The organism is Psychrobacillus sp. FSL K6-1464 (assembly GCF_038003145.1).
In the GTDB taxonomy this organism is placed as follows: Bacteria; Bacillota; Bacilli; order Bacillales_A; family Planococcaceae; genus Psychrobacillus; species Psychrobacillus psychrotolerans.
In genome coordinates this window covers 2,200,733-2,225,592 of sequence record NZ_JBBOOP010000001.1, presented here as the reverse complement: position 1 = coordinate 2,225,592, position 24,860 = coordinate 2,200,733, and the positions used below count along the sequence as shown (strand labels likewise).

27 protein-coding genes are annotated in these 24,860 nt (G+C 36.3%); 25 read left to right on the top strand and 2 right to left on the bottom strand.

The features are described 5' to 3' along the window. Window positions 1–456: 456 nt before the first annotated feature. From MKX39_RS11250 to MKX39_RS11240, 3 genes are all read left to right on the top strand, one after another. Window positions 457–1,080 carry a helix-hairpin-helix domain-containing protein gene (locus tag MKX39_RS11250; RefSeq protein ID WP_340771423.1) on the top strand — a complete coding sequence of 208 codons (624 nt, stop codon included), beginning with the start codon at window positions 457–459 and terminating at the stop codon, window positions 1,078–1,080. A gap of 69 nt (window positions 1,081–1,149) precedes the next feature. Next, window positions 1,150–1,731, top strand: a complete 582-nt coding sequence (locus tag MKX39_RS11245) for a ComE operon protein 2 (RefSeq protein WP_093538481.1) — start codon at window positions 1,150–1,152, stop codon at window positions 1,729–1,731. A gap of 173 nt (window positions 1,732–1,904) precedes the next feature. Further along, the gene (locus MKX39_RS11240) at window positions 1,905–3,995 is read left to right on the top strand and encodes a DNA internalization-related competence protein ComEC/Rec2 (protein WP_340769614.1); all 2,091 of its coding nucleotides are present in this window, start codon (window positions 1,905–1,907) and stop codon (window positions 3,993–3,995) included. A gap of 94 nt (window positions 3,996–4,089) precedes the next feature. Here MKX39_RS11240 and MKX39_RS11235 read toward each other — a convergent pair whose 3' ends face one another. Further along, a complete protein-coding gene (locus MKX39_RS11235) occupies window positions 4,090–4,224 on the bottom strand; it encodes a YqzM family protein (protein WP_090563866.1) in 135 nt (44 codons plus the stop codon). Window positions 4,225–4,379: 155 nt separating this feature from the next. Between MKX39_RS11235 and holA the strand changes: the two genes are divergently transcribed. The 6 genes from holA (at window position 4,380) to MKX39_RS11205 (ending at window position 7,390) form a co-directional block, all read left to right on the top strand. Next, window positions 4,380–5,384, top strand: coding sequence for a DNA polymerase III subunit delta (gene holA, locus MKX39_RS11230; RefSeq protein WP_340769613.1), 1,005 nt, complete (start codon window positions 4,380–4,382; stop codon window positions 5,382–5,384). A 52-nt stretch (window positions 5,385–5,436) separates the two neighbouring features. Next, the gene (locus MKX39_RS11225; protein WP_093538483.1) at window positions 5,437–5,670 is read left to right on the top strand and encodes a DUF3953 domain-containing protein; all 234 of its coding nucleotides are present in this window, start codon (window positions 5,437–5,439) and stop codon (window positions 5,668–5,670) included. A gap of 40 nt (window positions 5,671–5,710) precedes the next feature. Continuing rightward, window positions 5,711–6,241 carry a DUF4269 domain-containing protein gene (locus MKX39_RS11220; protein WP_340769612.1) on the top strand — a complete coding sequence of 177 codons (531 nt, stop codon included), beginning with the start codon at window positions 5,711–5,713 and terminating at the stop codon, window positions 6,239–6,241. Window positions 6,242–6,313: 72 nt separating this feature from the next. Next, entirely contained in the window at window positions 6,314–6,511 is a 198-nt protein-coding gene (locus MKX39_RS11215) for a hypothetical protein (protein WP_093538485.1), read from the top strand. Then, window positions 6,501–6,695: a hypothetical protein gene (locus MKX39_RS11210; protein ID WP_093538486.1), complete on the top strand. Its 195-nt coding sequence runs from the start codon at window positions 6,501–6,503 to the stop codon at window positions 6,693–6,695. Before MKX39_RS11215 ends, MKX39_RS11210 begins: the two co-directional genes overlap by 11 nt. A gap of 260 nt (window positions 6,696–6,955) precedes the next feature. After that, on the top strand, window positions 6,956–7,390 hold the full coding sequence (locus MKX39_RS11205) for a hypothetical protein (RefSeq protein WP_340769611.1): 435 nt from the start codon (window positions 6,956–6,958) through the stop codon (window positions 7,388–7,390). 94 nt (window positions 7,391–7,484) lie between these two features. On the opposite strand, the gene rpsT is transcribed toward MKX39_RS11205, so the two are convergent. Continuing rightward, window positions 7,485–7,733 (bottom strand): 30S ribosomal protein S20, encoded by a 249-nt coding sequence (gene rpsT / locus MKX39_RS11200; RefSeq protein WP_093538488.1) that lies wholly within the window; start codon window positions 7,731–7,733, stop codon window positions 7,485–7,487. 148 nt (window positions 7,734–7,881) lie between these two features. On the opposite strand from rpsT, the gene gpr reads away from it, so the two are divergent. From gpr to floA, 16 genes are all read left to right on the top strand, one after another. After that, entirely contained in the window at window positions 7,882–8,898 is a 1,017-nt protein-coding gene (gene gpr / locus MKX39_RS11195; RefSeq protein ID WP_340769610.1) for a GPR endopeptidase, read from the top strand. Between the two features lie 54 nt (window positions 8,899–8,952). Beyond that, complete coding sequence (spoIIP, locus tag MKX39_RS11190; protein WP_340769609.1) at window positions 8,953–9,777, top strand: stage II sporulation protein P; 825 nt, start codon at window positions 8,953–8,955, stop codon at window positions 9,775–9,777. A 61-nt stretch (window positions 9,778–9,838) separates the two neighbouring features. Next, complete coding sequence (gene lepA / locus MKX39_RS11185) at window positions 9,839–11,668, top strand: translation elongation factor 4 (protein ID WP_340769608.1); 1,830 nt, start codon at window positions 9,839–9,841, stop codon at window positions 11,666–11,668. Between the two features lie 66 nt (window positions 11,669–11,734). Continuing rightward, window positions 11,735–12,868 carry a radical SAM family heme chaperone HemW gene (hemW, locus tag MKX39_RS11180; RefSeq protein ID WP_340769607.1) on the top strand — a complete coding sequence of 378 codons (1,134 nt, stop codon included), beginning with the start codon at window positions 11,735–11,737 and terminating at the stop codon, window positions 12,866–12,868. A 95-nt stretch (window positions 12,869–12,963) separates the two neighbouring features. Continuing rightward, window positions 12,964–14,001, top strand: a complete 1,038-nt coding sequence (hrcA, locus tag MKX39_RS11175) for a heat-inducible transcriptional repressor HrcA (RefSeq protein WP_340762748.1) — start codon at window positions 12,964–12,966, stop codon at window positions 13,999–14,001. A 15-nt stretch (window positions 14,002–14,016) separates the two neighbouring features. Beyond that, window positions 14,017–14,559: a nucleotide exchange factor GrpE gene (gene grpE / locus MKX39_RS11170; protein ID WP_093538494.1), complete on the top strand. Its 543-nt coding sequence runs from the start codon at window positions 14,017–14,019 to the stop codon at window positions 14,557–14,559. Between the two features lie 85 nt (window positions 14,560–14,644). Beyond that, window positions 14,645–16,471 carry a molecular chaperone DnaK gene (dnaK, locus tag MKX39_RS11165; protein ID WP_340769606.1) on the top strand — a complete coding sequence of 609 codons (1,827 nt, stop codon included), beginning with the start codon at window positions 14,645–14,647 and terminating at the stop codon, window positions 16,469–16,471. Between the two features lie 250 nt (window positions 16,472–16,721). After that, window positions 16,722–17,849: a molecular chaperone DnaJ gene (gene dnaJ, locus MKX39_RS11160; RefSeq protein WP_093538496.1), complete on the top strand. Its 1,128-nt coding sequence runs from the start codon at window positions 16,722–16,724 to the stop codon at window positions 17,847–17,849. A 14-nt stretch (window positions 17,850–17,863) separates the two neighbouring features. Then, a complete protein-coding gene (gene prmA, locus MKX39_RS11155) occupies window positions 17,864–18,808 on the top strand; it encodes a 50S ribosomal protein L11 methyltransferase (protein ID WP_340762746.1) in 945 nt (314 codons plus the stop codon). An 11-nt stretch (window positions 18,809–18,819) separates the two neighbouring features. Next, window positions 18,820–19,560 carry a 16S rRNA (uracil(1498)-N(3))-methyltransferase gene (locus MKX39_RS11150; protein ID WP_340769605.1) on the top strand — a complete coding sequence of 247 codons (741 nt, stop codon included), beginning with the start codon at window positions 18,820–18,822 and terminating at the stop codon, window positions 19,558–19,560. A gap of 15 nt (window positions 19,561–19,575) precedes the next feature. After that, the gene (gene mtaB, locus MKX39_RS11145; RefSeq protein WP_340769604.1) at window positions 19,576–20,916 is read left to right on the top strand and encodes a tRNA (N(6)-L-threonylcarbamoyladenosine(37)-C(2))-methylthiotransferase MtaB; all 1,341 of its coding nucleotides are present in this window, start codon (window positions 19,576–19,578) and stop codon (window positions 20,914–20,916) included. Between the two features lie 60 nt (window positions 20,917–20,976). Next, window positions 20,977–21,132 (top strand): hypothetical protein, encoded by a 156-nt coding sequence (locus MKX39_RS11140; RefSeq protein WP_340764614.1) that lies wholly within the window; start codon window positions 20,977–20,979, stop codon window positions 21,130–21,132. Between the two features lie 116 nt (window positions 21,133–21,248). Then, a complete protein-coding gene (gene deoC, locus MKX39_RS11135) occupies window positions 21,249–21,920 on the top strand; it encodes a deoxyribose-phosphate aldolase (RefSeq protein ID WP_093538500.1) in 672 nt (223 codons plus the stop codon). Between the two features lie 170 nt (window positions 21,921–22,090). Then, window positions 22,091–22,264, top strand: coding sequence for a 30S ribosomal protein S21 (gene rpsU, locus MKX39_RS11130; RefSeq protein WP_016426884.1), 174 nt, complete (start codon window positions 22,091–22,093; stop codon window positions 22,262–22,264). Window positions 22,265–22,523: 259 nt separating this feature from the next. Next, a complete protein-coding gene (locus MKX39_RS11125) occupies window positions 22,524–23,852 on the top strand; it encodes an NfeD family protein (RefSeq protein WP_445678023.1) in 1,329 nt (442 codons plus the stop codon). Continuing rightward, a complete protein-coding gene (gene floA / locus MKX39_RS11120) occupies window positions 23,849–24,847 on the top strand; it encodes a flotillin-like protein FloA (RefSeq protein WP_340769603.1) in 999 nt (332 codons plus the stop codon). The genes MKX39_RS11125 and floA overlap by 4 nt, the downstream gene beginning before the upstream one ends. The last annotated feature ends 13 nt before the right edge of the window (window positions 24,848–24,860 follow it).

Here is a 24,860-nt window from a genome sequence, read left to right as displayed (position 1 = left end):
GCTTGGCTTCAGCCTCCTCGTCACTACGGATCATTATTTATTTTAATATAATGCACCTACATTTACGTGGTTTTATATCCAATTATCCGAATATAAAAAATGGATCTAGTTGATTAGAGCGCAGAGCGGCGACTCCCGTGCCCACAGAAAGCGTCCACTCGGAGCGGAAATCAACGGCATATCTACGTTTCTATTTTTTAGAAGTTCGGTTGTCTTTTTATCCAGTTTTTTTATTCACTAGTTTCTGCGTCGTTGCTCTACCTCCAAAGCATGAAAGTGTATTGTAACGGAAATAAGCGGTGGATTAATGATGGACAACTAGATTACCCGCTCGATATCTATTTATTTTTATTGTTTTATTTCGATTATTTTTTTCCATAAAAATAACTCTTTTCAACTAGAGGTAAATTTAGTATAGTCTTCTTAACTCCATATAATTACCTCTTATGAAAGAGGCTGATAAATCTGCTCCAACTATTCATCCAAAAATATAAGAAAAAGCTATTACTCCCAGTAGTAGTTATAGGAATAATACTGTTTATCAGTATTCAATCCTTTTTAAAATCGGCAACCCCCCAAGCCGATTCCATTCCAACTATCCCTTTAAAAGAAAATCTTACTGTAGAAGAAACAATTGAATATGTAGAAGACCCCATAGTATTCGTAGAAGTAAAAGGTGCTGTGATGAAGCCAGGAGTCTATGAGCTTTCTGAAGGAGACCGTGTGTTAAAGGCGATTGAAATGGCTGGAGGTTACATAGAGTCTAGTAATTCCAAACATATCAATCATGCAGAGCGTGTAAAAGATGAAATGGTTATTTATATTCCAAAAGAAGGCGAAGCAGTAGAAGAATCACCTTTAGCTACTAACGGCAGTTCACAGTCATCATTAGTGAACATAAATAATGCAGATGCCACAGTTCTGACTACTTTACCTGGTATTGGCGTTGCTAAGGCGGAGGCTATTATTGCTCATCGGGAGCGGTCTGGAGCCTTCAAGGACAAACAAGATTTGACTAAAGTGACAGGTATTGGACAAAAGACATTTGAGAAACTCGAACCATTAATAACGGTAAAATAATAAATGCATTATTGATGTTTCTTACACAAACTACTACACTTAAAGAAATATTATTTTGGGGGTAATTATATGGAGAGAATTACTTGGGATCAATTTTTCATGGCTCAGAGCCATTTACTTGCACTAAGAAGCACATGTACACGTCTTGCTGTTGGTGCAACGATTGTTCGTGACCGCCGTATTATGGCTGGAGGATACAATGGATCTATTTCTGGTGGCGACCATTGTATTGATCATGGATGTTATGTTGTAGATAACCATTGTGTTCGAACGATACATGCAGAGATGAATGCTCTTTTACAATGCGCTAAGTATGGGATTACAGTAAGTGGCGCAGACTTATATGTCACTCATTTCCCATGTCTTCCATGCACAAAATCGATTATTCAATCTGGTATTAGTCGTCTCTACTATGCTCAAGATTATAAAAACAACACCTATGCCATTGAATTATTAAACAAAGCTGGAGTCGAGGTTATTTATGTGCCTTTTGATGAAAGAAAGATAGACTTTCTAAGTGATGAAAAAGTTGCGCTTTACGCAGAGCTGATTTCAAAGCTAAGAGAAAAAGGAGCCAGTAGTGAAGAAATGGAACCATATGAAAAGAAGGTGGCTGACCTATTTGGATTAACAACTTCCGTGGGAATTTAATATATATTGCAATAACAGCTATAATCGGTGTAATAGCTGCATATGAATCTACCCTTATCCTTTTATTCCTGATTATAATTCTACTTCTGCTTTTATATAAACAGTTTCCGATATCTTTAATAGTCATTGCTTTAAGCGTTGGAGTCGGTTGCTTTTTTTGGACGGAGGATAGGATGCCTGTTCTTTCATCTGATGAAAGAGTCACTGAAATTACATGGACTGATACTTATCGCATCAATGGGAGCACTATGAGGGGTTTTGCTATATCGGAGAACAAGGATAAGTGGTATGTTCAATTAAAACTTGAAAGTGAGCAACATAAGGAAGCCTTCCAAAGACATTCGCTTGCCGGTTTGACTATGAATGTTGTGACAGAAGAAACTCCTAATAGGCCTAAGGCACATATATATGCATTTGATATGGAAAGTTATTTAAAAAGTAATGGTTCTGTTGGACAACTTCAGATATCTCAATACGAACTACTTGAACAGAAATCGGGTTTTATAACGTTTATGGCAGGGCAACGTTTTAAAATGAAGCAACATATCCAGGAACACTTCCCAATATCCCTCCAAGCAGAGGCTGAAGCGCTTCTAATAGGAAGTAGGGAGCAGATGTCCACTGATATGCAAACAGCCTATGAGACGCTCGGTATAACCCATTTATTCGCTATTTCAGGTCTCCATGTTGCGTTAATCGTTTGGTTAATCTATGAAATGATGATTCGTTTGGGTGTAAGGAGAGAAACAGCGAACTGGTTGCTTATAATTACTTTACCTTTATATGCTTTGCTTGCAGGTGGAGCTCCTTCCGTTTGGAGATCCGTTTCGGTGACAGAAATTGTACTGATTTCAATGCTTTTACAAAGAAAAATAGCTATAGATGATGCTTTTTCGCTAAGTATTATCGGATTTGTTTTTTTAACACCTTGGATTATATTCCAAATTGGTTTTCAACTCTCCTATTTAGCCGCTTTTTCCCTTATTTTCTCCTCCATATTATTGAAATCAAGTCATTATTATTTATTTCAATCCTTTATTATTACTGCAGTTTGCCAACTCATCGTATATCCCATTCTTCTTTATCACTTTTATGAAGTTTCTATTTCTTCTTTTCTCGCAAATTTAGTTTTTGTTCCGTTATTTTCTTTTGTCATTTTACCCCTCAATCTTTTGATTCTATTGCTAACCTTTATTTTACCGTCCATCTCAGAAGTATTATTTCTTTTCTATGAACCTGCTAGAGGGGTGCTAGATATCTTCATTTTGAAGTTAGGTACTTTACCATACCAGATGTGGAATCCGGCTAAACCTGCTGTTGAAATAGTATTAATAGCATATTTAAGCGTATGTTTTTTACTTGTTTCTTTAGAAAGAAAAAAGAGTAGGTTTATAAGCATCATCTTATTCTTATTCGTTATAGGATTCATTCAGATTTCACCTTATTTCGATTCCTCTACAAGAATTTCTTTTGTAAATGTCGGACAAGGTGACTGCATCCTCATTGAAATGCCTTTTCGAAAACAAATAATTATGATTGATACTGGGGGATTATTAAGGTTTGATCAAGAAAGTTGGAAGCAAACAAATGAACCATATGAAATTGGTCGGCAGGTTGTATTACCTTTTTTAAAAGGAAAAGGGATCAATACTATCGATACGTTAATTATTACGCATGCAGATGCTGACCATATGGAAGGTGCAGAAGAAGTATTGAGGGGAGTAGTAGTTAAAGAAATTCATATTACACCGGGATCTGGGGAGAAGGAAGTGATGAATGATTTGTGGATGGAAATTGAGAAACGAGGAATCCCGGTATACGAAAAGAAAGCAGGAGATATTATCGTTTCAGATTATTTTCACTTTCAATATTTATATCCAATGGATGAAATATATGAAGGAAATAATGACTCCCTTGTGCTTTCTATGAGAAATAATTACTTTCATGGATTATTCATTGGTGATTTAGAGGAACAAGGTGAGTTGGATTTGGTGGAGTATTATTCACATGTATTACACCAAATGGATGTCTTAAAAGTGGGGCATCACGGCAGTAAAACATCTAGTATTGAACAGTTTTTGACATTAGTACAACCAGATGTAGCGATTATCCAAGCTGGATTTGAGAATCGATATGGTCACCCTCATCCGGAAGTAGTGGAGCGATTAAGAAAATTAGATATTCCCTATTTACAGACGGGAACGAACGGTACAATCGAAGTCAAAATTAATAAAAGTGGAGACATGTCTGTTATGATTCCATAAAGTAAACGAAAAAAGGGTTTTACCTTCACAAGGCAAAACCCTTTTCATTTTCAATCAGGATGATTGAAGAATATCTCACTAATTGAAGTTTAATTTATCGAGCTACGAACTCAATAACTGTTGCAATAACAAACATGATTGCAAAAAAACCAAAGGAGACTACAAAACCTACACCAGAATCGATCGCGTCGTTACGTTTCGACTGGACATTTTGTTCAAATTCATTCATTGTTACCCCTCCTATTTCCACCTTATTATAAAGGATTGCCTATGAAAAATCTATAAACAAACTTTTCTTTTTCTAGTTAGGCACATAATGTCACAATTTATCCATGTATTTACGATATAATGAAATTTAACTATACATAGCAGGGAGCACTTAATATGATTTCAGAAAAGTGGATGCAAATATCCAATAATAATATTTCTTCTGTGTATTTATTATACGGGATAGAAGCGTATTTTATCGAAGAAACTTTAAAAAGAATTAAAAGACAATTAAGTGACCAAGGCGAATTAGAAGTGATCACTTTTGATATGGAGGAAAGCAAAGTAGACGAGGTGATGTATGAGGCGGATACTATTCCTTTCTTTTCAGATAAGAAACTTGTAATTGCCAAAAATGCTTTCTTTTTAAAAGCAACGGAAAAAGGAAAAGAAAAAATAGTTCATAACACATTGAGTCTAGAAGAGTGGCTTAAATCACCTTCACCATCGGCAATAACCGTTTTTATAGCACCATATGAGAAACTAGATGAACGCAAGAAAATCACCAAGGCAATGAAGCAAGCGGCAAATGTAATAGAGTCAGCTAGTTTACAGGTTCATGACTTAAAAGGGTGGATTTTACATGAACTGTCTTCCCATGGGAAAACGATGTCTGATGGGGCGATAGATTGCCTAATTGAACTTGGAGGAACCGATCTTGTACATCTGCAAACGGAGCTAACAAAAATAGCTACATATGTTGGTGAAGAGCCAGAAATTGATGTGGATACTATCAAGAAGCTTTTAGTTCGGACATTAGAGCAGGATGTTTTTACACTAGGAAATGCATATCTTTCGGGCAATAAGAGTGTTGCGATTGAAATTTATCACGATTTATTAAAGCGAAAAGAAGACCCATTGAAACTAAATGCATTAATAGCAACGCAAGTTAGATTAATGGTGCAAGTTAGTCATTTAAAGAAAAAAGGCTATCATGCACAGCAGATTGCCAATCAGTTGAAAGTACATCCATATCGAGTGAAGTTATTAATAGATCACCCAATGCTTCACAATGAACAAAAACTATTGCAAACACTGAATGATCTAGCAACAGTCGATTTGCAATTAAAGACACTCAATATAAACCGTGATCGCATCTTAGAGATGTTTTTGTTGAAATAGAGAAATTTGTAGATGAAAGAGATTCCATAACTGTTAATAGGGGGAATAATTGATGAAAATAACTAAATTTATATTAGCATTAATTATTATTGTTTTTTCAAGTTACGGTCTATTAAGTAAAAATTTCGAGTCACTGCCTTTTATGATGTTCTTCTTAGGTGCGTTTATGCTGCTCTCAGGTTTATCTGAATTTCAGAAAGACAGAAAAAGATTTGAAGGGTACATGTTCATGGCGGTTTCTATATTTATTTTCTTTGTTTCCATACAGGGGTTTTTATTGAATTAATGGAAAAAAAGACTCTAAAATTATTTTTGGGGGACCTAAAATGTTCAATACAATAGATTACTTACAATTAGGAAATGAAAAACAAATTAATGCTTATAATGCTATTAGTAATTTAGGAATAATGGATGACTTAAGGGAGTATAACCCAACACTTTGTGGTACATTTCCCATTGGAATTGATATAGAAGGTTCTGATTTAGATATTATAATGGATGTCTCTGATTTATCGCTGTATGAGAAAAAGATTGAAACATTGTATGGAGGTAAAGAAAAATTCTTTTTAAAAAGGATAATAATCAGAGGGGTCCCAGTAGTTAAAGCAAAATTTGTATTTGGCGGGTTTGAATTTGAATTATTCGCTCAATCGCAGCCCGTAAAAAAACAGTACGCTTTTCTACATATGATAATTGAAAATGCTTTATTGGAACAATTCCCCTACATTAGAGCTGAAGTAATACGATTAAAAAAAGAAGGTATGAAAACTGAGCCTGCTTTTTGTAAAATTTTTGACTTAGATGGAGACCCATATGAGAGTTTGTTACAGTATGGAAGACGTTTGGAAATTATTTAAGTAATGGATGAATTAGATAAAAATGTAACTTATTCTCTTTTCAGTCGTATAAAAGTTAAGGAGGGGATATAAATGAAATATACCTTAGTATTATTCATTTCAGTATGTTTGATGCAAATAATAATTTTGACGAATATCACTCTTTTTGATGGACAACTGAATGGAATTACAATGTGGTTATGTACTGCTATTTTTATCTTTTCTGCCACCGTATTTGGTTTAAGTAGAAAACCTGTTATGGATTCAAAGAGGAATAAATATGAAAATTAATACTTATTTTATTCAATTAGCTAGCACGATTATTGTTATTTTTGGAGGCACTTTTACAATTCGTTATTTTAGAGCTGGAGAACTTTTATTAGATCAACTTATTGGAGCAATGGTTGGTATTTTGCTTCTAATGGCAACAATTATTTGGAAAAAGTCTTTGTTAAGCAAACCCTTGCTAAAGTGAACTATAAAATATGTATACTTTAGTGAAGCTACCTCTTATGAATTTGTAGGTTTAGCTGTATTTGAGAATGAGAAACCAATTGGATTTGAAAATGGTTTCTTTTTTTACGTCAAAAATTAATGAAGCACACACCCTTCTAGCATGAAAAAGAACGAGCATCCGCAAAATACTTATAATAGTAAAGGAATTGTGAAACTTTTTGAATATTCTAACGTAAATTAGTACAATTATTTATAAATTTACGATTGGGAGGGATAAAGATGAATATTGTATTTATGGTGATTTTTGCAGGTATTGCTATTACCGTTGTATATAAAATAGCCCATCTCATCTATTTAGTATTTAAACTGGGTTTTAGCTTAGAAGTGATTAAATTCATACTCATCATTGGACTCATTGCTACCTTTGCAGTATTTATATTAGTAGCAACAGATTTTAGTACAGCAAGTTTCCTTATTTCGTCACTAATTGGTGGCGGTATTTTACCCTCATTATTTGAAATTACAAAGATGAAGCCAAAATCTCATTATGGAGATAAGAGACCTGTTACCGTATCAGCAAGCACCTATGCATGGAGTTACTATGGTGGAGGAAATGGGGATTGTGGAAATATAGGTATTAGTAGCGGCAGTAGCGCTAGTTTTCACGGAGATAGCGGTAGTGGAGGGGATTGTGGTGGAGGTGGAGGAGAATAACATCGCCCACTGCTCAATATCAGATCTTATTCTATTAAAATCTTTGGAATAAAAAATAAAGACTATCCAAAAAAATCGGATAGTCTTTTTTTTATTACGCTTTTTTCATTAATTGAGACTTCTTACGAGAAGCTACGTTTTTATGAATTAATCCTTTAGAAGCTGCTTTTTCAAGTTGTTGAATTGCAGTTTTAATAAGATCTTGTGCGTTTTCTTCGTTATTAAGAGCGGCAGTATCAGCTTTTTTTACAGCAGTACGCATTGCTGATTTTGCTTTTGCGTTTTGAGTGTTTAATCTCTCATTTGTCTTAACACGTTTAATAGCGGATTTAATGTTCGGCATACCTTTCACCTCCTAAATAGGTCTGAGATGATACATTTCTTTCTAATACAACAAGCATTATTTTAACAAACACAAAAACAAATTGCAATATATAAATGCAAAGAATATTTACTTGACACTTCGACCACACTAAAAAAGAGGTGATTATATGTGGGGAAGAACTGATTTATTAGACGAATCGGATGAAATGGTAAAGCATCGAACTGGTGGCGAAAAAAACACATTAAAAAACTCCGAGGGCATTTCATTCGACGAAAATCGTGAGGGAGCAGTACTTATTACATCCATTGAGGTAAATGAAGAGGGAGAAAAGAAACTAGGAAAGAAGAAGGGTAAGTACATTACTTTAACAGATTTGACGGTGAGTCCAGATGAGGAAGATAGCTTCAAGCCAATAGAAAAAATATTTATTCAAAAGCTTAAAGAAATACATCAAGATTTAAATCTTTCGAAGGATTCCAGAATATTAATCATAGGACTAGGTAATGCAACTATTACGCCTGACGCAATTGGTCCGAAGGCAATAGAGTATTTGCAAGGTTCTTCTTTGACTCAAAATACAGAGAAGATAAAGGTGGTAATGTATGCACCAGGAGTAACAGGACAAACCGGATTTGAAACGAGTGATTTTGTCGAAGCGATTAGTAAAGCATATAAACCAGATTTAATCATTGTATTAGATGCTTTAGCAGCTAGGAATAGCGAACGCTTATGCAAAACGATTCAGCTGACGAATACAGGGATACATCCAGGATCAGGTGTTGGTAACCAACGAAAAGAGATTTCAGAAGAGGTATATGGTGTTCCTGTCACAGCTATTGGGATTCCAATGGTTGTAGATGGACCGGTTTTATATGCAGATGCAATGGAGCAGGTAATTCATTATATTGCCTCAAAGGTGGAGGAAAAAGGGAGTCCCTCTGCTGCATTAGCAGTTACTCCAATGGTGTCTAGCAAAAAACCAACCATAGATAAATCTGTACTACAGCCGATTTTTGGAGAATGGGTTACGTGGTCTACAGACGAAAAAAGACAATTATTTGAGGAAGTATTTGTTGGTAAGAATCCATCTTTGTTCGTAACCCCTAAAGAGACGGATGCATGGGTGGAACACTATGCATATTTACTTTCAAATGGCATAGAAAGTTGGATAACAACAAGATAAACTGTTCTAAAATTACTGCTCTCTTCATACGATTGTGTGAGGAGAGTGGAAATTATGGCTAAGTCCTTAAAGAATGTAGTTAGCATTTTATTACTTTTATTTTTAGCACCTATTATTATTGCAACCGTCCAAACGCCTCTTTTTCCGCAACAAAAGCTTCAGACAGCAACAGAACAAGAAGCACCCCCGAAAGAAGAAAGTAACACAGCGGTTGTATATGCTGCACAGTTAGATACAAAAACTGCTGCTGTTTCCGAAATTTTGGAACCCAAAAAAGCTTTTGTCTATTTTACCCATTCTCAAGAAGCCTTTAAGCCCATGCTAGCAGCTAAAGGTGACAAAATTGCAACTTATCATCCGGAAAACAATATTACTTCTTTTCAAGAGCAGATAACTTCTCAATTTGCATTTCATCAATTAGAAACGGACATATTGGGGCCTGAGACTACAGGAGATGCGAGGCAGTATAATTCGATACGGCCTTTTGTTCAGGAAGCATTGGCGCATGATGAGTATGATATTGTCTTAGACCTTCATCGAGATGCAGTTAAGGCAGACATAGCTACTCTTCAAGTTGGGGATGAGAGTTATGCCAAGATATATATTGTAGTTGGTGGAGAACATGCCAACCACAAATGGAATGAACAGCTAGCTAATAATCTTTCTATCCAATTAAATAAATTAGTCCCAGGGATTTCTAGAGGGGTAGTAGTGAAATCTGGAAAAGGTGTAAATGGTGTATATAACCAGGATTTATCGAAGAATGCTATTTTAATAGAATTAGGCGGAATCGATAGTACAGAAGTGGAAGTAAATAGAACGATTGCTATTTTGGCAAAAGCTGTTTCAAATCTTTTTCATCAACAAATTACATCCTAACATTGATGAATCGCTTGTTCACTGCTATAATTCATTATAGTTTAATTAGGAGTGAACAAGCATGAATAATGATGAGAGACTGGCACGACAGAAAAAAATACGTAACTTTTCGATTATAGCCCATATCGATCATGGGAAATCTACCCTTGCGGATCGTATATTAGAAAAAACACAAACTGTAACATCTCGAGAAATGCAAAATCAATTACTCGATTCAATGGATCTAGAACGAGAACGCGGGATTACCATTAAATTGAATGCTATTCAATTGACTTATAATGCAAAAGACGGCGAAGAGTATATCTTCCATCTTATTGATACCCCTGGACATGTCGATTTCACTTATGAGGTGTCTCGTAGCTTAGCAGCATGTGAAGGAGCTATTTTAGTTGTAGATGCAGCACAAGGGATTGAAGCACAAACACTTGCAAATGTTTATTTGGCTTTAGATAACGACTTGGAAATCCTTCCTGTTATTAACAAAATAGACCTTCCAGCAGCTGACCCCGAACGTGTGAGAGGCGAAGTGGAGGATGTTATTGGTCTGGATGCTTCCGAAGCGGTATTAGCTTCCGCAAAAGCAGGAATTGGTATTGAAGAAATTCTGGAACAAATTGTAGAAAAAGTGCCTGCTCCAACTGGAGATCCAAATGCACCATTAAAAGCATTAATATTTGACTCCTTATTCGATCCTTATCGTGGAGTTATCGTGTATATCCGTATCATTGATGGAACAGTAAAACCAGGTGACAAGATTAAAATGATGTCATCAGGTAAAGAATTTGATGTTGTAGAAACGGGTGTATTTACACCTAAAACAACACAACGTTCTGAACTGACTGTTGGAGATGTTGGTTTCTTAACAGCTTCTATGAAAAATGTAGGGGACTCAAGTGTTGGGGATACGATTACATTAGCTGAAAACCCTGCTACTGAAGCTTTGGCTGGATATAAAAAGATGAATCCAATGGTATTCTGTGGGTTGTATCCAATCGATAATACAAAATATGTTGACTTACGTGATGCTTTAGAAAAATTACAATTGAATGACTCCGCACTTGAATTTGAGCCAGAGACTTCCCAAGCATTAGGTTTTGGATATCGCTGTGGTTTCTTAGGTCTCCTACATATGGAAATCATTCAAGAACGTATTGAACGTGAATTCAATATTGATCTAATAACTACTGCTCCAAGTGTTATCTATGATGTGAAACTTACGAATGGAGAAATCCTAAAAGTGGACAATCCTTCCATGATGCCAGAATCACAAAAAGTAGATAAAATTGAAGAGCCATATGTTAAAGCATCTATTATGGTCCCAGAAGAATATGTTGGTTCCGTTATGGAACTGTGTCAACGCAAACGTGGGAACTTTGTAACTATGGACTTTTTATCTAAAGCTCGTGTGAATATTATTTATGAAATTCCACTATCAGAAATTGTGTATGACTTCTTTGATGCATTAAAATCAAGTACAAAAGGATATGCTTCTTTTGACTATGATTTAATAGGCTATAAAGAATCCAAATTAGTTAAAATGGACATTTTACTAAACAGCGAAAAAGTGGATGCACTTAGTTTTATCGTTCATAGTGACTTCTCTTATGAACGCGGTAAGCTAATAGTCGAAAAACTTAAGGCATTAATACCGAGACAACAGTTTGAAGTTCCAGTACAAGCAGCTGTTGGGCAAAAAATTGTTGCTCGTTCCACTATTAAGTCAATTGGTAAAAACGTTTTAGCTAAATGTTACGGTGGCGATATCTCTCGTAAACGAAAACTTCTAGATAAACAAAAACAAGGTAAAAAACGGATGAAACAAGTAGGTTCTGTGGAAGTTCCACAAGAAGCTTTCATGGCTGTTCTGAAAATGGACGAGCCAAATAAATAATAAAACGAAGGGGGAGGCACTAGCAGCCTCCTTTTTCCTATATGGAAGAAGAAAGTAGGGATAGTTATGGTACGAGGCGTATATATACATATTCCTTTCTGTCATCAAATTTGTAATTACTGTGATTTCAATAAATTTTTCTTTCATAACCAACCGGTAGATGAATATATTGAATCACTTGGAAAAGAAATGGCATTGTGGGCAAATGATTTACAAAAAGCAGAAATTGAAACGATATTTATTGGGGGTGGTACTCCAACTTCTTTATCAGTAGACCAATTAGATCGATTATTAGAGCTGATTACCACATATATACCAATGGAGCATGTCACAGAATTCTCATCGGAAGCTAATCCAGATGAGCTGACACTTGATAAAATGCAAAAGATGCGCGAATTCGGTGTGAACCGGTTAAGTATGGGAGTCCAAACCTTTGATCAAGACCTTTTAAAAGTATTAGGAAGAACCCATTCGAATGATCATGTCTATGAAGTGATTAATCATGCCAAACAAACTGATTTCCCTTCGATAAGTATAGATTTGATGTATGGACTTCCAAACCAAACGATGGATCAATGGAAAGCATCCTTGCAGGAAGCATTCCGCTTAAAAATTCCACATATTTCGGCTTATTCCTTGTTAGTTGAGCCAAAAACAATCTTTTATAATCTACTATCCAAAGGGAAACTCTCTCTTCCAGGAGAAGACTTAGAAGCGGAGATGTATGGTTATCTATTAGAGGAAATGAAAAGTCATGGTTATATTCAATATGAGATAAGTAATTTCGCATATGTAGGAAAAGAATCAAAACATAATTTACTTTACTGGAATAATGATGAATATATCGGATTAGGTGCTGGTGCTCATGGATATGTGAATGGTAAGAGATACTCCAATCATGGACCAATAAAAAAATACATGCAGACAATCGATACAGGGGAACAACCTCTTATGATGCAAAAAGAAGTGACAAACGTGGAAAAAATGGAAGAAGAAATGTTTCTTGGTTTACGTAAGAATGAGGGTGTATCACTTGCAAAATTTGAGGAAAGATATGGTCTAACCCTTCGTGATGTATACGGAAAAGAACTAGATGAGTTACTTCAGAGGGAATTATTAGTTCTGGAAAATAATTTTGTAAGACTGACTTCCCGTGGAAGGTTTATGGGAAATGAAGTGTTTCAATATTTCTTGAAATAATTAAAGCTAAATCGTTGACAGTTTTCTGTAGATTTGATAAGTTTTATATGAGTATTAGCACTCTCTTTGAACGAGTGCTAACAGAGGTGATAATCATGCTAACAAACAGGCAATTATTAATATTGCAAGTAACGGTAGATGATTTTATCGATACCGCTCAACCAGTTGGATCTCGTCAGCTTTCGAAAAAGGAGGAAGTACCATTTAGTCCTGCTACTATTCGAAATGAAATGGCAGATTTAGAAGAAATGGGCTTTTTAGAAAAAACACATACTTCGTCTGGTCGTGTGCCTTCACAAAAGGGATACCGTTATTATGTCGATAATATGTTAACTCCACAAAGAATTTCGCAAAGCGAGATAAAACAAATTCGTTCTATCTTTGAGGAACGAAAGGTGGAGACGGAGCAAATAATTCGCAAATCCGCTGAAATTATATCGGAACTAACGAATTATACCTCTATTATGTTAGGCTTAGATGTGAGAAAACATCGTGTTAAACGATTTTCGATTGTACCACTTTCAAGTGATTCTGCTGTAGCGATAATTGTTACAGACAGTGGTCATGTAGAGAATCGACTATTTTCTATCCCTGAAAATTTTCAGGCATCTGATATCGAACGTATGATCAATCTGATCAACGAACGTCTAGTAGGGGTATATTTGCATGAACTCCCTGCAATGCTAGAGGCGGTAACGCTGAATGTGTTGCAACAAAATAACGGTCGTCTGAATCATCTTTTTGGATCGCTTAACCAAGCGATGACTATTGAGCATGAAGACAAGGTGTATTATGGTGGGAAGTTACAAATATTGAACCAACCAGAATTTAATGATGTAGAAAAAGCACGGAGTATTATGAATTGGATGGATCATGTAAACCAAATTCCAGGTATTTTCCATTTGGATAAAAAGGGAATTCAAATTCGCATTGGATCAGAAAACAATGATCTTGCCATGGAGGGATGTAGTGTTATTACTGCCTCATATGGTATTGGTGAAGAGCAAGTGGGTTCGATAGCGATTATTGGTCCGACTCGAATGGATTATAGGAGAGTCGTGTCATTACTAGATGTCATGAGTAGTGATTTATCTAGAGAATTATCGAAAATATTACATGGACATCAAGGATAAGGAGAGTTCCGAACAATGTCAGAAATCAAAGATGAAAACTTAGAAGAGCAAGAAGTAAAAGAAACTATTCAAGAAGAGTCTGAACAGCCGAAAGAAGTTGTGGAAGAAGTAGATGAACTAACTCTGGCTAAACAGCAAATCGAAGAAGAACAAGATAAGCTTATTCGTCTTAGAGCGGACTTTGAGAATTACAAGCGTCGGGTACAATTAGACAAAGCAGCGGATTATAAATACCGTGCTCAATCCGTTTTAACGGATATTCTGCCTGTGCTTGATAATTTTGAACGTGCACTTGCAGTTGAAACGACTTCTGAAGAAGCAGCTTCTTTAGTTAAAGGAGTAGATATGGTTTACCGTACTCTTCTAGAAGCAGTTAAAAAAGAAGGTTTGGAAGCAATCGAAGCAGAAGGTGTAGCATTCGATCCGAACTTCCACCAAGCTGTTATGCAAGAGCAAGATGATTCAAAAGAATCCGGAGTAGTGCTTCAAGAGCTGCAAAAAGGGTACAAGTTAAAAGACCGAGTATTAAGACCTTCCATGGTCAAAGTAAACGAATAAATCATTTTCATCATTACTTATTCTTATGTAATTGATTGGAATACCCAAAAAAGAATAGCTAGTTATATATTAGGAGGAAAATTAAATGTCTAAAATTATTGGTATTGACTTAGGAACAACAAACTCATGTGTATCTGTATTAGAAGGTGGAGAACCAAAAGTAATTCCGAATCCAGAAGGTAACCGTACGACTCCATCTGTTGTTGCTTTTAAAAATGGTGAAAAACAAGTTGGGGAAGTTGCAAAACGCCAATCTATCACTAACCCTAATACAATCGCTTCAGTTAAGCGTTTAATGGGTACGAACGAAAAAGTTTCAGCTGAAGGAAAAGATTACACTCCACAAGAAGTATCAGCAATGATTCTTCAATATTTAAAAGGATTTGCAGAAGAATACTTAGGTGAAAAAGTAACGAAAGCTGTAATTACAGTTCCTGCTTACTTTAATGATGCAGAACGTCAAGCTACTAAAGACGCTGGTCGTATTGCTGGACTGGAAGTAGAACGTATTATTAACGAACCAACTGCTGCTGCACTTGCATACGGTTTAGATAAAATGGATCATGACGAAAAAATTCTAGTATACGATCTAGGTGGCGGTACATTTGACGTATCTATCCTTGAGCTTGGCGATGGTGTATTCGAAGTACTTGCTACTGCAGGGGATAACCGTCTTGGTGGAGATGACTTTGACCAAGTATTAATGGATTACCTAGTACAAGAATTCAAAAAAGATAATGGTATCGACTTGTCTAAAGACAAAATGGCTGTACAACGTCTAAAAGATGCTGCTGAAAAAGCGAAAAAAGATTTATCGGGTGTAACATCAACTCAAATCTCTCTTCCTTTCATCACTGCAGGAGAAGCTGGACCGCTTCACTTAGAAGTAACGATGACACGTGCGAAATTTGACGATTTAACTGCTCATTTAGTTGAACGTACAATGGTACCAACTCGTCAAGCGATGAAAGATGCTGGATTATCTGCTTCTCAAATCGATAAAATTATTCTTGTTGGTGGATCTACTCGTATTCCTGCTGTACAAGACGCTATTAAAAAAGAAACTGGAAAAGAGCCGCATAAAGGCGTAAATCCTGATGAAGTAGTAGCAATGGGTGCTGCTGTACAAGGTGGAGTTTTAACTGGTGATGTAAAAGACGTAGTACTACTTGACGTAACACCACTTTCTTTAGGTATTGAAACAATGGGTGGGGTATTTACTAAGTTAATCGAACGTAATACAACAATCCCTACTTCAAAATCACAAACATTCTCGACTGCAGCAGATAACCAACCTGCCGTTGATATTCATGTACTTCAAGGTGAACGCCCAATGTCTGCAGATAATAAAACACTTGGACGTTTCCAATTAGCAGATATTCCACCAGCACCACGTGGAGTTCCACAAATCGAAGTAACTTTCGATATCGACAAAAATGGTATTGTAAATGTTAAAGCAAAAGACTTAGGTACTCAAAAAGAACAAAATATTACAATTCAATCGAATTCTTCCCTTTCTGACGAAGAAATCGAGCGTATGGTAAAAGAAGCTGAAGCAAATGCAGATGCTGATAAAGTACGTAAAGAAGAAGCTGAAGTGAAAAACGAAGCGGATCAATTAGTGTTCATGACTGAAAAAACATTGAAAGATTTAGAAGATAAAGTGTCAGAAGAAGAGAAAAAATCTGCTGAAAATGCTAAAGAAGAGTTAAAAGCTGCTTTAGAAGCTGGAAACTTAGAAGACATCAAAACGAAAAAAGATAAATTAAATGAAATTGTACAACAACTTACGATGAAATTGTATGAACAAGCACAAGCAGATGCTGCAGCTAATGGTGAACAAGCTGGTCCAACTGATGACGGTGTTGTAGATGCTGAATTTGAAGAAGTAAACGACGATAAAGACAAGTAAGATTGTTGAAGTGTCGGTAAGCAAAAAGTCAAAGACCGGTTCCGGCTTTGGCTTTTCTTACTGTATAGGCAAAACTGGAATGTCTTATTTCTCATTAGGTTGATATTAAAGCATATATGATTTTAAAGTCATATTCTTAGGTTGAAACAGGCATGATCCGAATGATTAAATTTTCAAAGTTTTGCTATTAGGATTTTGTACATGGTACAATTATTCCTATGTGCAAGTTAACAGAGCAGGAGAGTGAAAGATGAATAAACGTGATTATTATGAGGTTCTTGGTGTATCTAAGAGCGCAACTCAAGACGAGATAAAAAAAGCTTATCGTAAACTTTCAAAACAATTCCACCCAGATATTAACAAAGATGCTGGAGCGGAAGACCAATTTAAAGAAATTTCCGAAGCATACGAAGTATTAAGTGATGAACAAAAACGGTCATCTTACGACCAATTTGGTCACGCAGGTCCAAACCAAGGATTTGGTGGATTTGGTGGCGGTAGTGCTGATGGATTTGGTTTTGAAGATATTTTTAGTTCATTCTTTGGTGGTGGCGGAGGTTCAAGAAGACGTGATCCCAATGCTCCAAGAAAAGGGAATGATCTTCAATATTCCATGACTATTGAGTTTGAAGAAGCGGTATTTGGTAAAGAAAGAGAAATAGAAGTATCTAAAGAAGAAAACTGTGAAACATGTTCTGGCTCAGGTGCAAAACCTGGTACAAAACCAGAAAAATGTTCACACTGTAATGGTCATGGTCAAGTAAATGTAACGCAAGATACGCCATTTGGCCGCGTTCAAACTAAACGCGCATGTAATCACTGTCAAGGAACAGGGAATATTATTAAAGATAAATGTGCTACCTGTCATGGTAAAGGCGCAGTTAACAAACGCAAAAAAATTAAAGTTACCATCCCAGCAGGTGTGGATGATGGGCAGCAGCTTCGTGTAAGTGGTCAAGGTGAACCTGGAGCAAATGGTGGACCAGCGGGCGATTTATATATCGTTTTCCGTGTTAAAGCAGATCCACGTTTTGAACGCGATGGCGACGATATTTATTACGAGCTACCTTTGACATATGCACAAGCAGCTCTTGGTGATGAAATTGAAGTTCCGACAGTCCAAGGAAAAGTAAAACTTAAAATTCCAGCTGGAACTCAATCACAAGCCAATTTCCGTTTAAAAGGAAAAGGTGTTAAAAACGTTCATGGCTACGGTGTTGGGGATCAACATGTAATAGTAAAAGTAATTACGCCGAAAAAGTTAACAGAAAAACAAAAACAATTATTACGTGAATTTGCAGAAATCAGTGGAGATATTCCAGAAGAGCAAGGCAGTTCATTATTTGATAAGATCAAGAAGACATTAAAAGGCGAATAAAGGAGTTGGCGCAAGTGAAATGGTCTGAACTATCCATCCATACTACAAATGAAGCGGTTGAAGCGGTAAGTAATATTTTGCATGAAGCTGGTGCAAGTGGTGTAGTTATCGAAGACTCAGATGAATTAGGAAGAGAAAGAGAAGATTTATTTGGTGAAATTTATAGCTTAAACCCAGATGACTTTCCGGTAGATGGTGTACGTGTGAAGGCTTATTTAGCTGAAACAAGTTTCTTATTAGAAACAGTGGAAGAGATCAAACTTGCTATCAACAATTTAACAAACTTCGACATAGATCTAGGACATAATGTTGTTTCTGTTCAGGAAGTAGACGAAGAGGATTGGGCTACGGCATGGAAAAAGTATTACCATCCTGTGAAAATATCTAATCGATTTACTATCGTACCGACTTGGGAAGACTATGAGCGAGTGAACACGGATGAACTAATCATCGAACTTGATCCTGGAATGGCTTTTGGAACAGGTACGCATCCGACAACAGTTATGTGTCTCCAAGCGTTGGAGAAAACGGTTCAAACAGATTCAAGTGTAATTGATGTAGGGACTGGATCTGGGGTACTTTCTATCGGAGCAGCAAAACTAGGAGCTTCTAAAATTCATGCGCTAGATTTGGATGAAGTAGCTGTTAGATCTGCAATAGAAAATATTGCTTTAAACAAAGTAGACCATATTGTTCGTGTAACACACGGTAATCTTCTAGATAATGTGGACGAACAAGCAGATATAGTCGTAGCGAATATATTAGCAGAAATCATCATGACATTTACGGATGATGCATTCACTATTGTAAAAGAGGGCGGATTATTCATCACTTCCGGAATCATTGCTACGAAAAAAGATGATGTAAGAGAATCATTACAACATGCAGGATTTGAAATTGAGGAAGTCATGATGATGGAAGATTGGGTAACAATTATTTCGAGAAAACCTGTTAAATAAAGGAGATTGTCATGCAACGTTATTTTACAAATGAACCTATAAGTGAGAATAATACAGTGACAATTACCGGAGATGATGCGCATCATATGATTCAAGTGATGCGCATGTCACCAGGTGATCTAGTTTTTGTTGTGGCTAATAACCAAACATATACGATGGAAATTTTAGATGGGTCTTCAAAAGCTGTCCATTTAAAGGTTAAAGAGGTTCTACTCAACACCAATGAAATGCCAAAGAAAGTGTCAATTGTTTGCGGTCTACCAAAAGGAGACAAGCTGGAATTGATCACGCAAAAAGCAACAGAACTGGGAATGTACGAACTCTATCCATTTGAAGCAAAAAGATCTATCGTGAAATGGGATAAGTCTAAAAACGAAAAGAAAGTAGCTCGATTGCAAAAAATTGCTAAGGAAGCAGCTGAGCAATCACATCGTTCTACCATTCCACAAATACATAATCCAGTCTCTATAAAAGAGTTAGTTGAATTGTCCAAAGCATACGAAGTAAAGTATGTAGCGGATGAGGAAGACGCCAAAACTGATGAACGACAAAAGTTTGCTGAACAATTAAAAAACGTGTATGATAAACAATCGATACTCATCGTATTTGGTCCAGAAGGTGGGCTCGATCGAGCAGAAATAAAGCTATTATTAGATAATGATTTTCAGACAATTGCGCTAGGACCTAGGATTCTTCGAACTGAAACTGCACCGTTATATGCGCTGTCAGCAATTTCTTATGAATTTGAATGAAAGAGGTGTGAGAACTTGTCATCCGTTGCATTCCATACGTTAGGTTGTAAAGTAAATCACTATGAAACTGAAGCCATTTGGCAATTATTTAAGGAAAATGGGTATAGCCGGACTGAATTTGAAAAACAGTCAGATGTATATGTTATTAATACCTGTACTGTCACGAATACGGGAGACAAAAAAAGTCGTCAAGTTATTCGTCGTGCTGTTCGTCAAAACCCAGATGCTGTTATTTGTGTAACTGGTTGTTATGCTCAAACTTCTCCTGCAGAAATTATGGCAATACCAGGAGTAGATATAGTTGTAGGTACACAGGAAAGAACCAAAATGTTGGATTATATTCAACAATATAAAACAGAACGTAAACCTATCAATGCTGTAGGGAACATTATGAAAAATCGAGTATATGAAGAATTGGATGTGCCATCATTCACAGACAGAACTCGAGCATCCTTGAAAATTCAAGAAGGTTGCAATAACTTCTGTACTTTTTGTATCATCCCTTGGGCTCGTGGACTAATGCGTTCAAGAGATCCACAAGAAGTAGTGAGACAAGCGCAACAACTAGTAGATGCTGGTTATATGGAAATAGTTCTGACAGGTATTCATACAGGTGGATACGGGGAAGATCTAAAAGATTATAATTTAGCACAACTTTTAAGAGATATTGAAAACAATGTAAAAGGCTTAAAACGACTGCGTATTAGCTCGATTGAAGCAAGTCAATTGTCAGACGAAGTAATTGATGTTTTAAGAGATTCTAAGATTGTGGTAAGACATTTGCATATCCCTATTCAATCTGGTTCGGATACTGTATTGAAAAGAATGCGTAGAAAATATACAATGGAATTTTTTGCGAATCGCTTAGATCTTTTAAGAGTTGCTTTACCAGATCTTGCGATAACATCCGATGTTATTGTTGGTTTTCCAGGTGAAACAGCGGAAGAATTCATGGAGACATTTAACTTTATACGTGACCAAAAATTCTCTGAACTGCATGTTTTCCCATACTCAAAACGTACAGGAACGCCTGCCGCAAGAATGGAAAACCAAGTGGATGAAGATGTGAAAAATGAACGAGTACACCGATTAATCACATTAAATGATCAATTGGCGGTAGAATATGCTTCTAGATTTGAAGGGGAAGTACTTGAAATTATACCGGAGGAAGCTTATAAACTAGATTCAGCTGCTAATATGGTTGAAGGCTATACAGATAACTACCTAAAGGTTGTCATTCCTGGATCTGAGGATTTAATAGGAAAATTAGTTCGTGTGAAAATCACAAAAGCTGGTTATCCCTACAATGAAGGACAATTCGTTCGTGTTCTAGATGAAGTTGCAGAATTAGTATAAATATAAAGCCGGTGATTAATATTTCACCGGCTTTTTTATATGAAATTAGGAGGTGCTGTATTGGAAGTGACGGCTTTACTACCAGGTTTGCTATTTATATTTTATTTCGTTCCCGTAATTTTTGTTATTTGGTTTATGGTTACAATTGTAGGGCAACTCAAGGCCCAAACAAAGCTACTAAAACAAATTCATGAGAAAGTAAAAATTCCAGAATAAATAACCATATAGAGAGAAAAATACTATTGACCCGCAAAGTAACCACTATACTTGCACTTTACCGGCAATTAAGAGTATTATTAAGAGGTACGTACATCTTGAAAGGGGAATAACTAATGACTGAAAATATTGCAGCATTAATAGATCATACTTTACTAAAACAAGACGCAACTAAAAATCAAATTGAAAAATTATGTGAGGAAGCTAAAACATATAATTTTGCATCCGTATGTGTTAATCCTACCTGGGTTAATTTAAGCGCATCTCTTCTAAAAGAAAGTCCAGTAAAAGTTTGTACTGTTATCGGATTCCCTTTAGGCGCAAGTACTTCAGCAGTGAAGGCATTCGAAACTACTAATGCTATTGAAAATGGTGCAGATGAAATTGATATGGTACTAAATGTTGGTGCGTTAAAAGACCAAGATTATAACTTAGTACAAAAAGATATCGAAGCTGTAGTAAATGCTGCAAAAGATAAAGCGATTGTAAAAGTTATTTTAGAAACTTGTTTATTAACAAATGAAGAAATTGCGAAAGCAAGTGAATTATCTAAAGCAGCAGGTGCGGACTTCGTGAAAACTTCTACCGGTTTTTCTACTGGAGGAGCAACAATCGAAGCTGTAAAACTAATGCGCGAAACTGTAGGACCTGACTTAGGCGTGAAAGCTTCTGGTGGTGTTAGAAACTTAGCAGACGTTGAAGCAATGGTTGAAGTTGGAGCAACAAGAATTGGTGCAAGTTCTGGAGTAGAAATTGTAAAAGGATTAGAAAGTAAATCTGATTATTAATTTTTACTTGGCATAATTGCTCTAGATTAGTTGTTAGATTAAATTTCTAACTAAATAAAGTAAAAATTATATCTCAAAGTATTGACCAAGTCTTTACAATACGGTATAATTTTTTAGTACATAGCACTAGGTTATGTGCTTGACGTGTGTTCGGAGGGAGGGAAAAAGAGATGTCAAAAACTGTCGTTCGTAAAAACGAATCGCTTGAAGATGCTCTTCGCCGCTTCAAACGTACTGTATCTAAAAGTGGTACAATTCAAGAGGTTAGAAAGCGCGAGTTTTATGAAAAACCAAGCGTAAAGCGTAAAAAGAAATCTGAAGCTGCCCGTAAACGTAAATTCTAATTTACTTTATTTACTAAGCTTCGAAGCTATGGTTTCTAAAACCTGAGCGGAAACGTAAAAAGAAATCAGAAGCTGCACGTTAACGTAAGTGGTATTTATTCCCAACCATCCCTACGTTCAAAACACGTACTTTATGATTAAAATTTACAATTATGTAAACCGAGAAAATTTATTTTCTCGGTTTATTTTTATTTTATGAAACTTTTTGAAAGTTCATCCGTAAATAGGAGTATACATATAGAAGAAAGGAGGTTAAGTGGTGAAATTGACTCGCTATGTCGTTTCTCTTTGTTTATTAGTCTTATCATTTGGAATGATGATTCCTATTATAACAGCACAAACTACAGAAGTTTATAAAGTACCAGTATACGATGAAGTAGAAAAAGGATTATATGCTTTTCTGAAACGTTCAATCCATGAAGCAGAAGAGGCTGGAGCAGAGGCAATTATTTTTGAGATTAATACACCTGGAGGTTTTGTAGATTCGGCAGAAGATATTGCTAATTTATTGGATTCCACATCGATTCGTAAAATTGCGTATATTAACTCTGAAGCATTATCAGCAGGTGCTTATTTAGCACTTCATACAGATGAAATTTATATGTCCCCTAGCGGAACAATCGGTGCAGCAGCAGTCATTGAAAGTAGTGGAAACACTGCAGGTGAAAAAGCAAATAGTGCATGGAAAGCGAAGATGAAAAACGCTGCTGAGTTAACGGGTAAAGAACCTATATATGCTCAAGCTATGGCAGATGATACCGTAGACTTACCTGAATATAGAGCCCCTGTCGGTAAGTTATTGACACTTTCTTCAGCGGAAGCATTAGAAGTAGGCTATTCAGAAGCAACCGTTAGTTCATTTGATGAATTACTTGAAGTTACTAAGCTTTCTGGAGCGAAAATAATTGAAACAGAAGAGACCTTTATGGAATCGCTTGCACGTTTTATAACCAATCCAATTATCGTTCCAATCCTGTTATCAATTGCAAGTTTAGGTTTAATCGTCGAATTGTATTCGCCAGGTTTTGGTGTCGCTGGTACAATGGGGTTAATTTCGTTAGTTCTATTCTTTTTCGGACATTTAGTTGCAGGTCTTGCTGGCTATGAAACAATCATTATTTTTGTGATTGGTGTTTTACTTATTGTCGCGGAGTTCTTCCTGCCCGGAGGAATTAGTGGTATATTAGGGGCGGCAGCTATTATTATAAGTATAGTATTAGCTGGTGGCGATATTGAGCAAATGATTATCGCCGTTATAATTGCATTAACAGTAGCTATAGTGGGAATGGTGATTATTATGAAATTCTTTGGTAGAGAATTAAAAGTGTTAAATAAAGTAATCTTGTCGGATGCGACTACAACTGAAAAAGGATATGTTTCCAATAAAAATCGAGTGGAACTTGTCGGAAAATTTGCAGTGACAATGACACCACTTAGACCTTCGGGAACTATACGTATCGATAATGAAAGAATTGACGCAGTTTCAGATGGTAGTTTTATCGGAAAAGATAAATATGTTAAAATTATTAAAGTGGAAGGCTCTCGTATCGTCGTTCGAGAAGCAGTAGAAGGGGAGGTAACAGAATGATTACAGGCTCAACAGTTACTTTAATCATCGTTATAGTATTAGCATTTGTAGTACTATCAGTATTTTTCACATTTTTCCCAATTACGTTATGGATTTCTGCACTAGCAGCAGGAGTAAAAATTAGTATCTTTACATTAGTAGGGATGAGGTTACGTCGTGTTATTCCTTCACGTATTGTTAACCCATTGATCAAAGCTCATAAAGCGGGTCTTGAAGTTTCAATCAATCAGCTGGAAAGTCATTACCTTGCTGGAGGTAACGTAGACCGTGTGGTTAACGCTTTAATAGCGGCACATCGTGCAAACATTGAACTAACATTTGAAAGAGCTGCAGCGATCGATTTAGCTGGTCGTGACGTATTGGAAGCGGTGCAAATGTCCGTAAATCCAAAAGTTATTGAAACACCATTTATCGCAGGTGTGGCAATGAACGGTATCGAAGTTAAAGCAAAAGCGCGTATTACAGTTCGTGCCAATATTGACCGTTTAGTCGGTGGTGCTGGTGAAGAAACAATCGTAGCTCGTGTTGGTGAAGGGATTATTTCAACAATTGGTTCTAGTGTAAGTCATGAACGCGTACTTGAAAATCCAGATTTAATCTCTCAAACTGTTTTAGCAAAAGGATTAGATTCTGGTACTGCCTTCGAAATTCTATCGATTGATATTGCGGACGTTGATATAGGTAAGAACATTGGTGCAGAACTACAAACAGAGCAAGCAGAGGCAGATAAGAAAATTGCCCAAGCAAAAGCTGAGGAACGTCGTGCAATGGCTGTAGCATCTGAACAAGAGATGAAAGCAAAAGTTGTAGAGATGCGTTCGAAAGTAGTAGAAGCGGAAGCTGCTGTTCCATTAGCAATGGCTGAAGCGCTACGTGAAGGTAATATTGGTGTGATGGATTACATGAATTACAATAATATTAAAGCTGATACTGGTATGAGAGATTCTATTAGTAAAGTTGGCGGAGACAAACCTTCTACTGACGAGCTAAAATAATATAGCAGAAAGG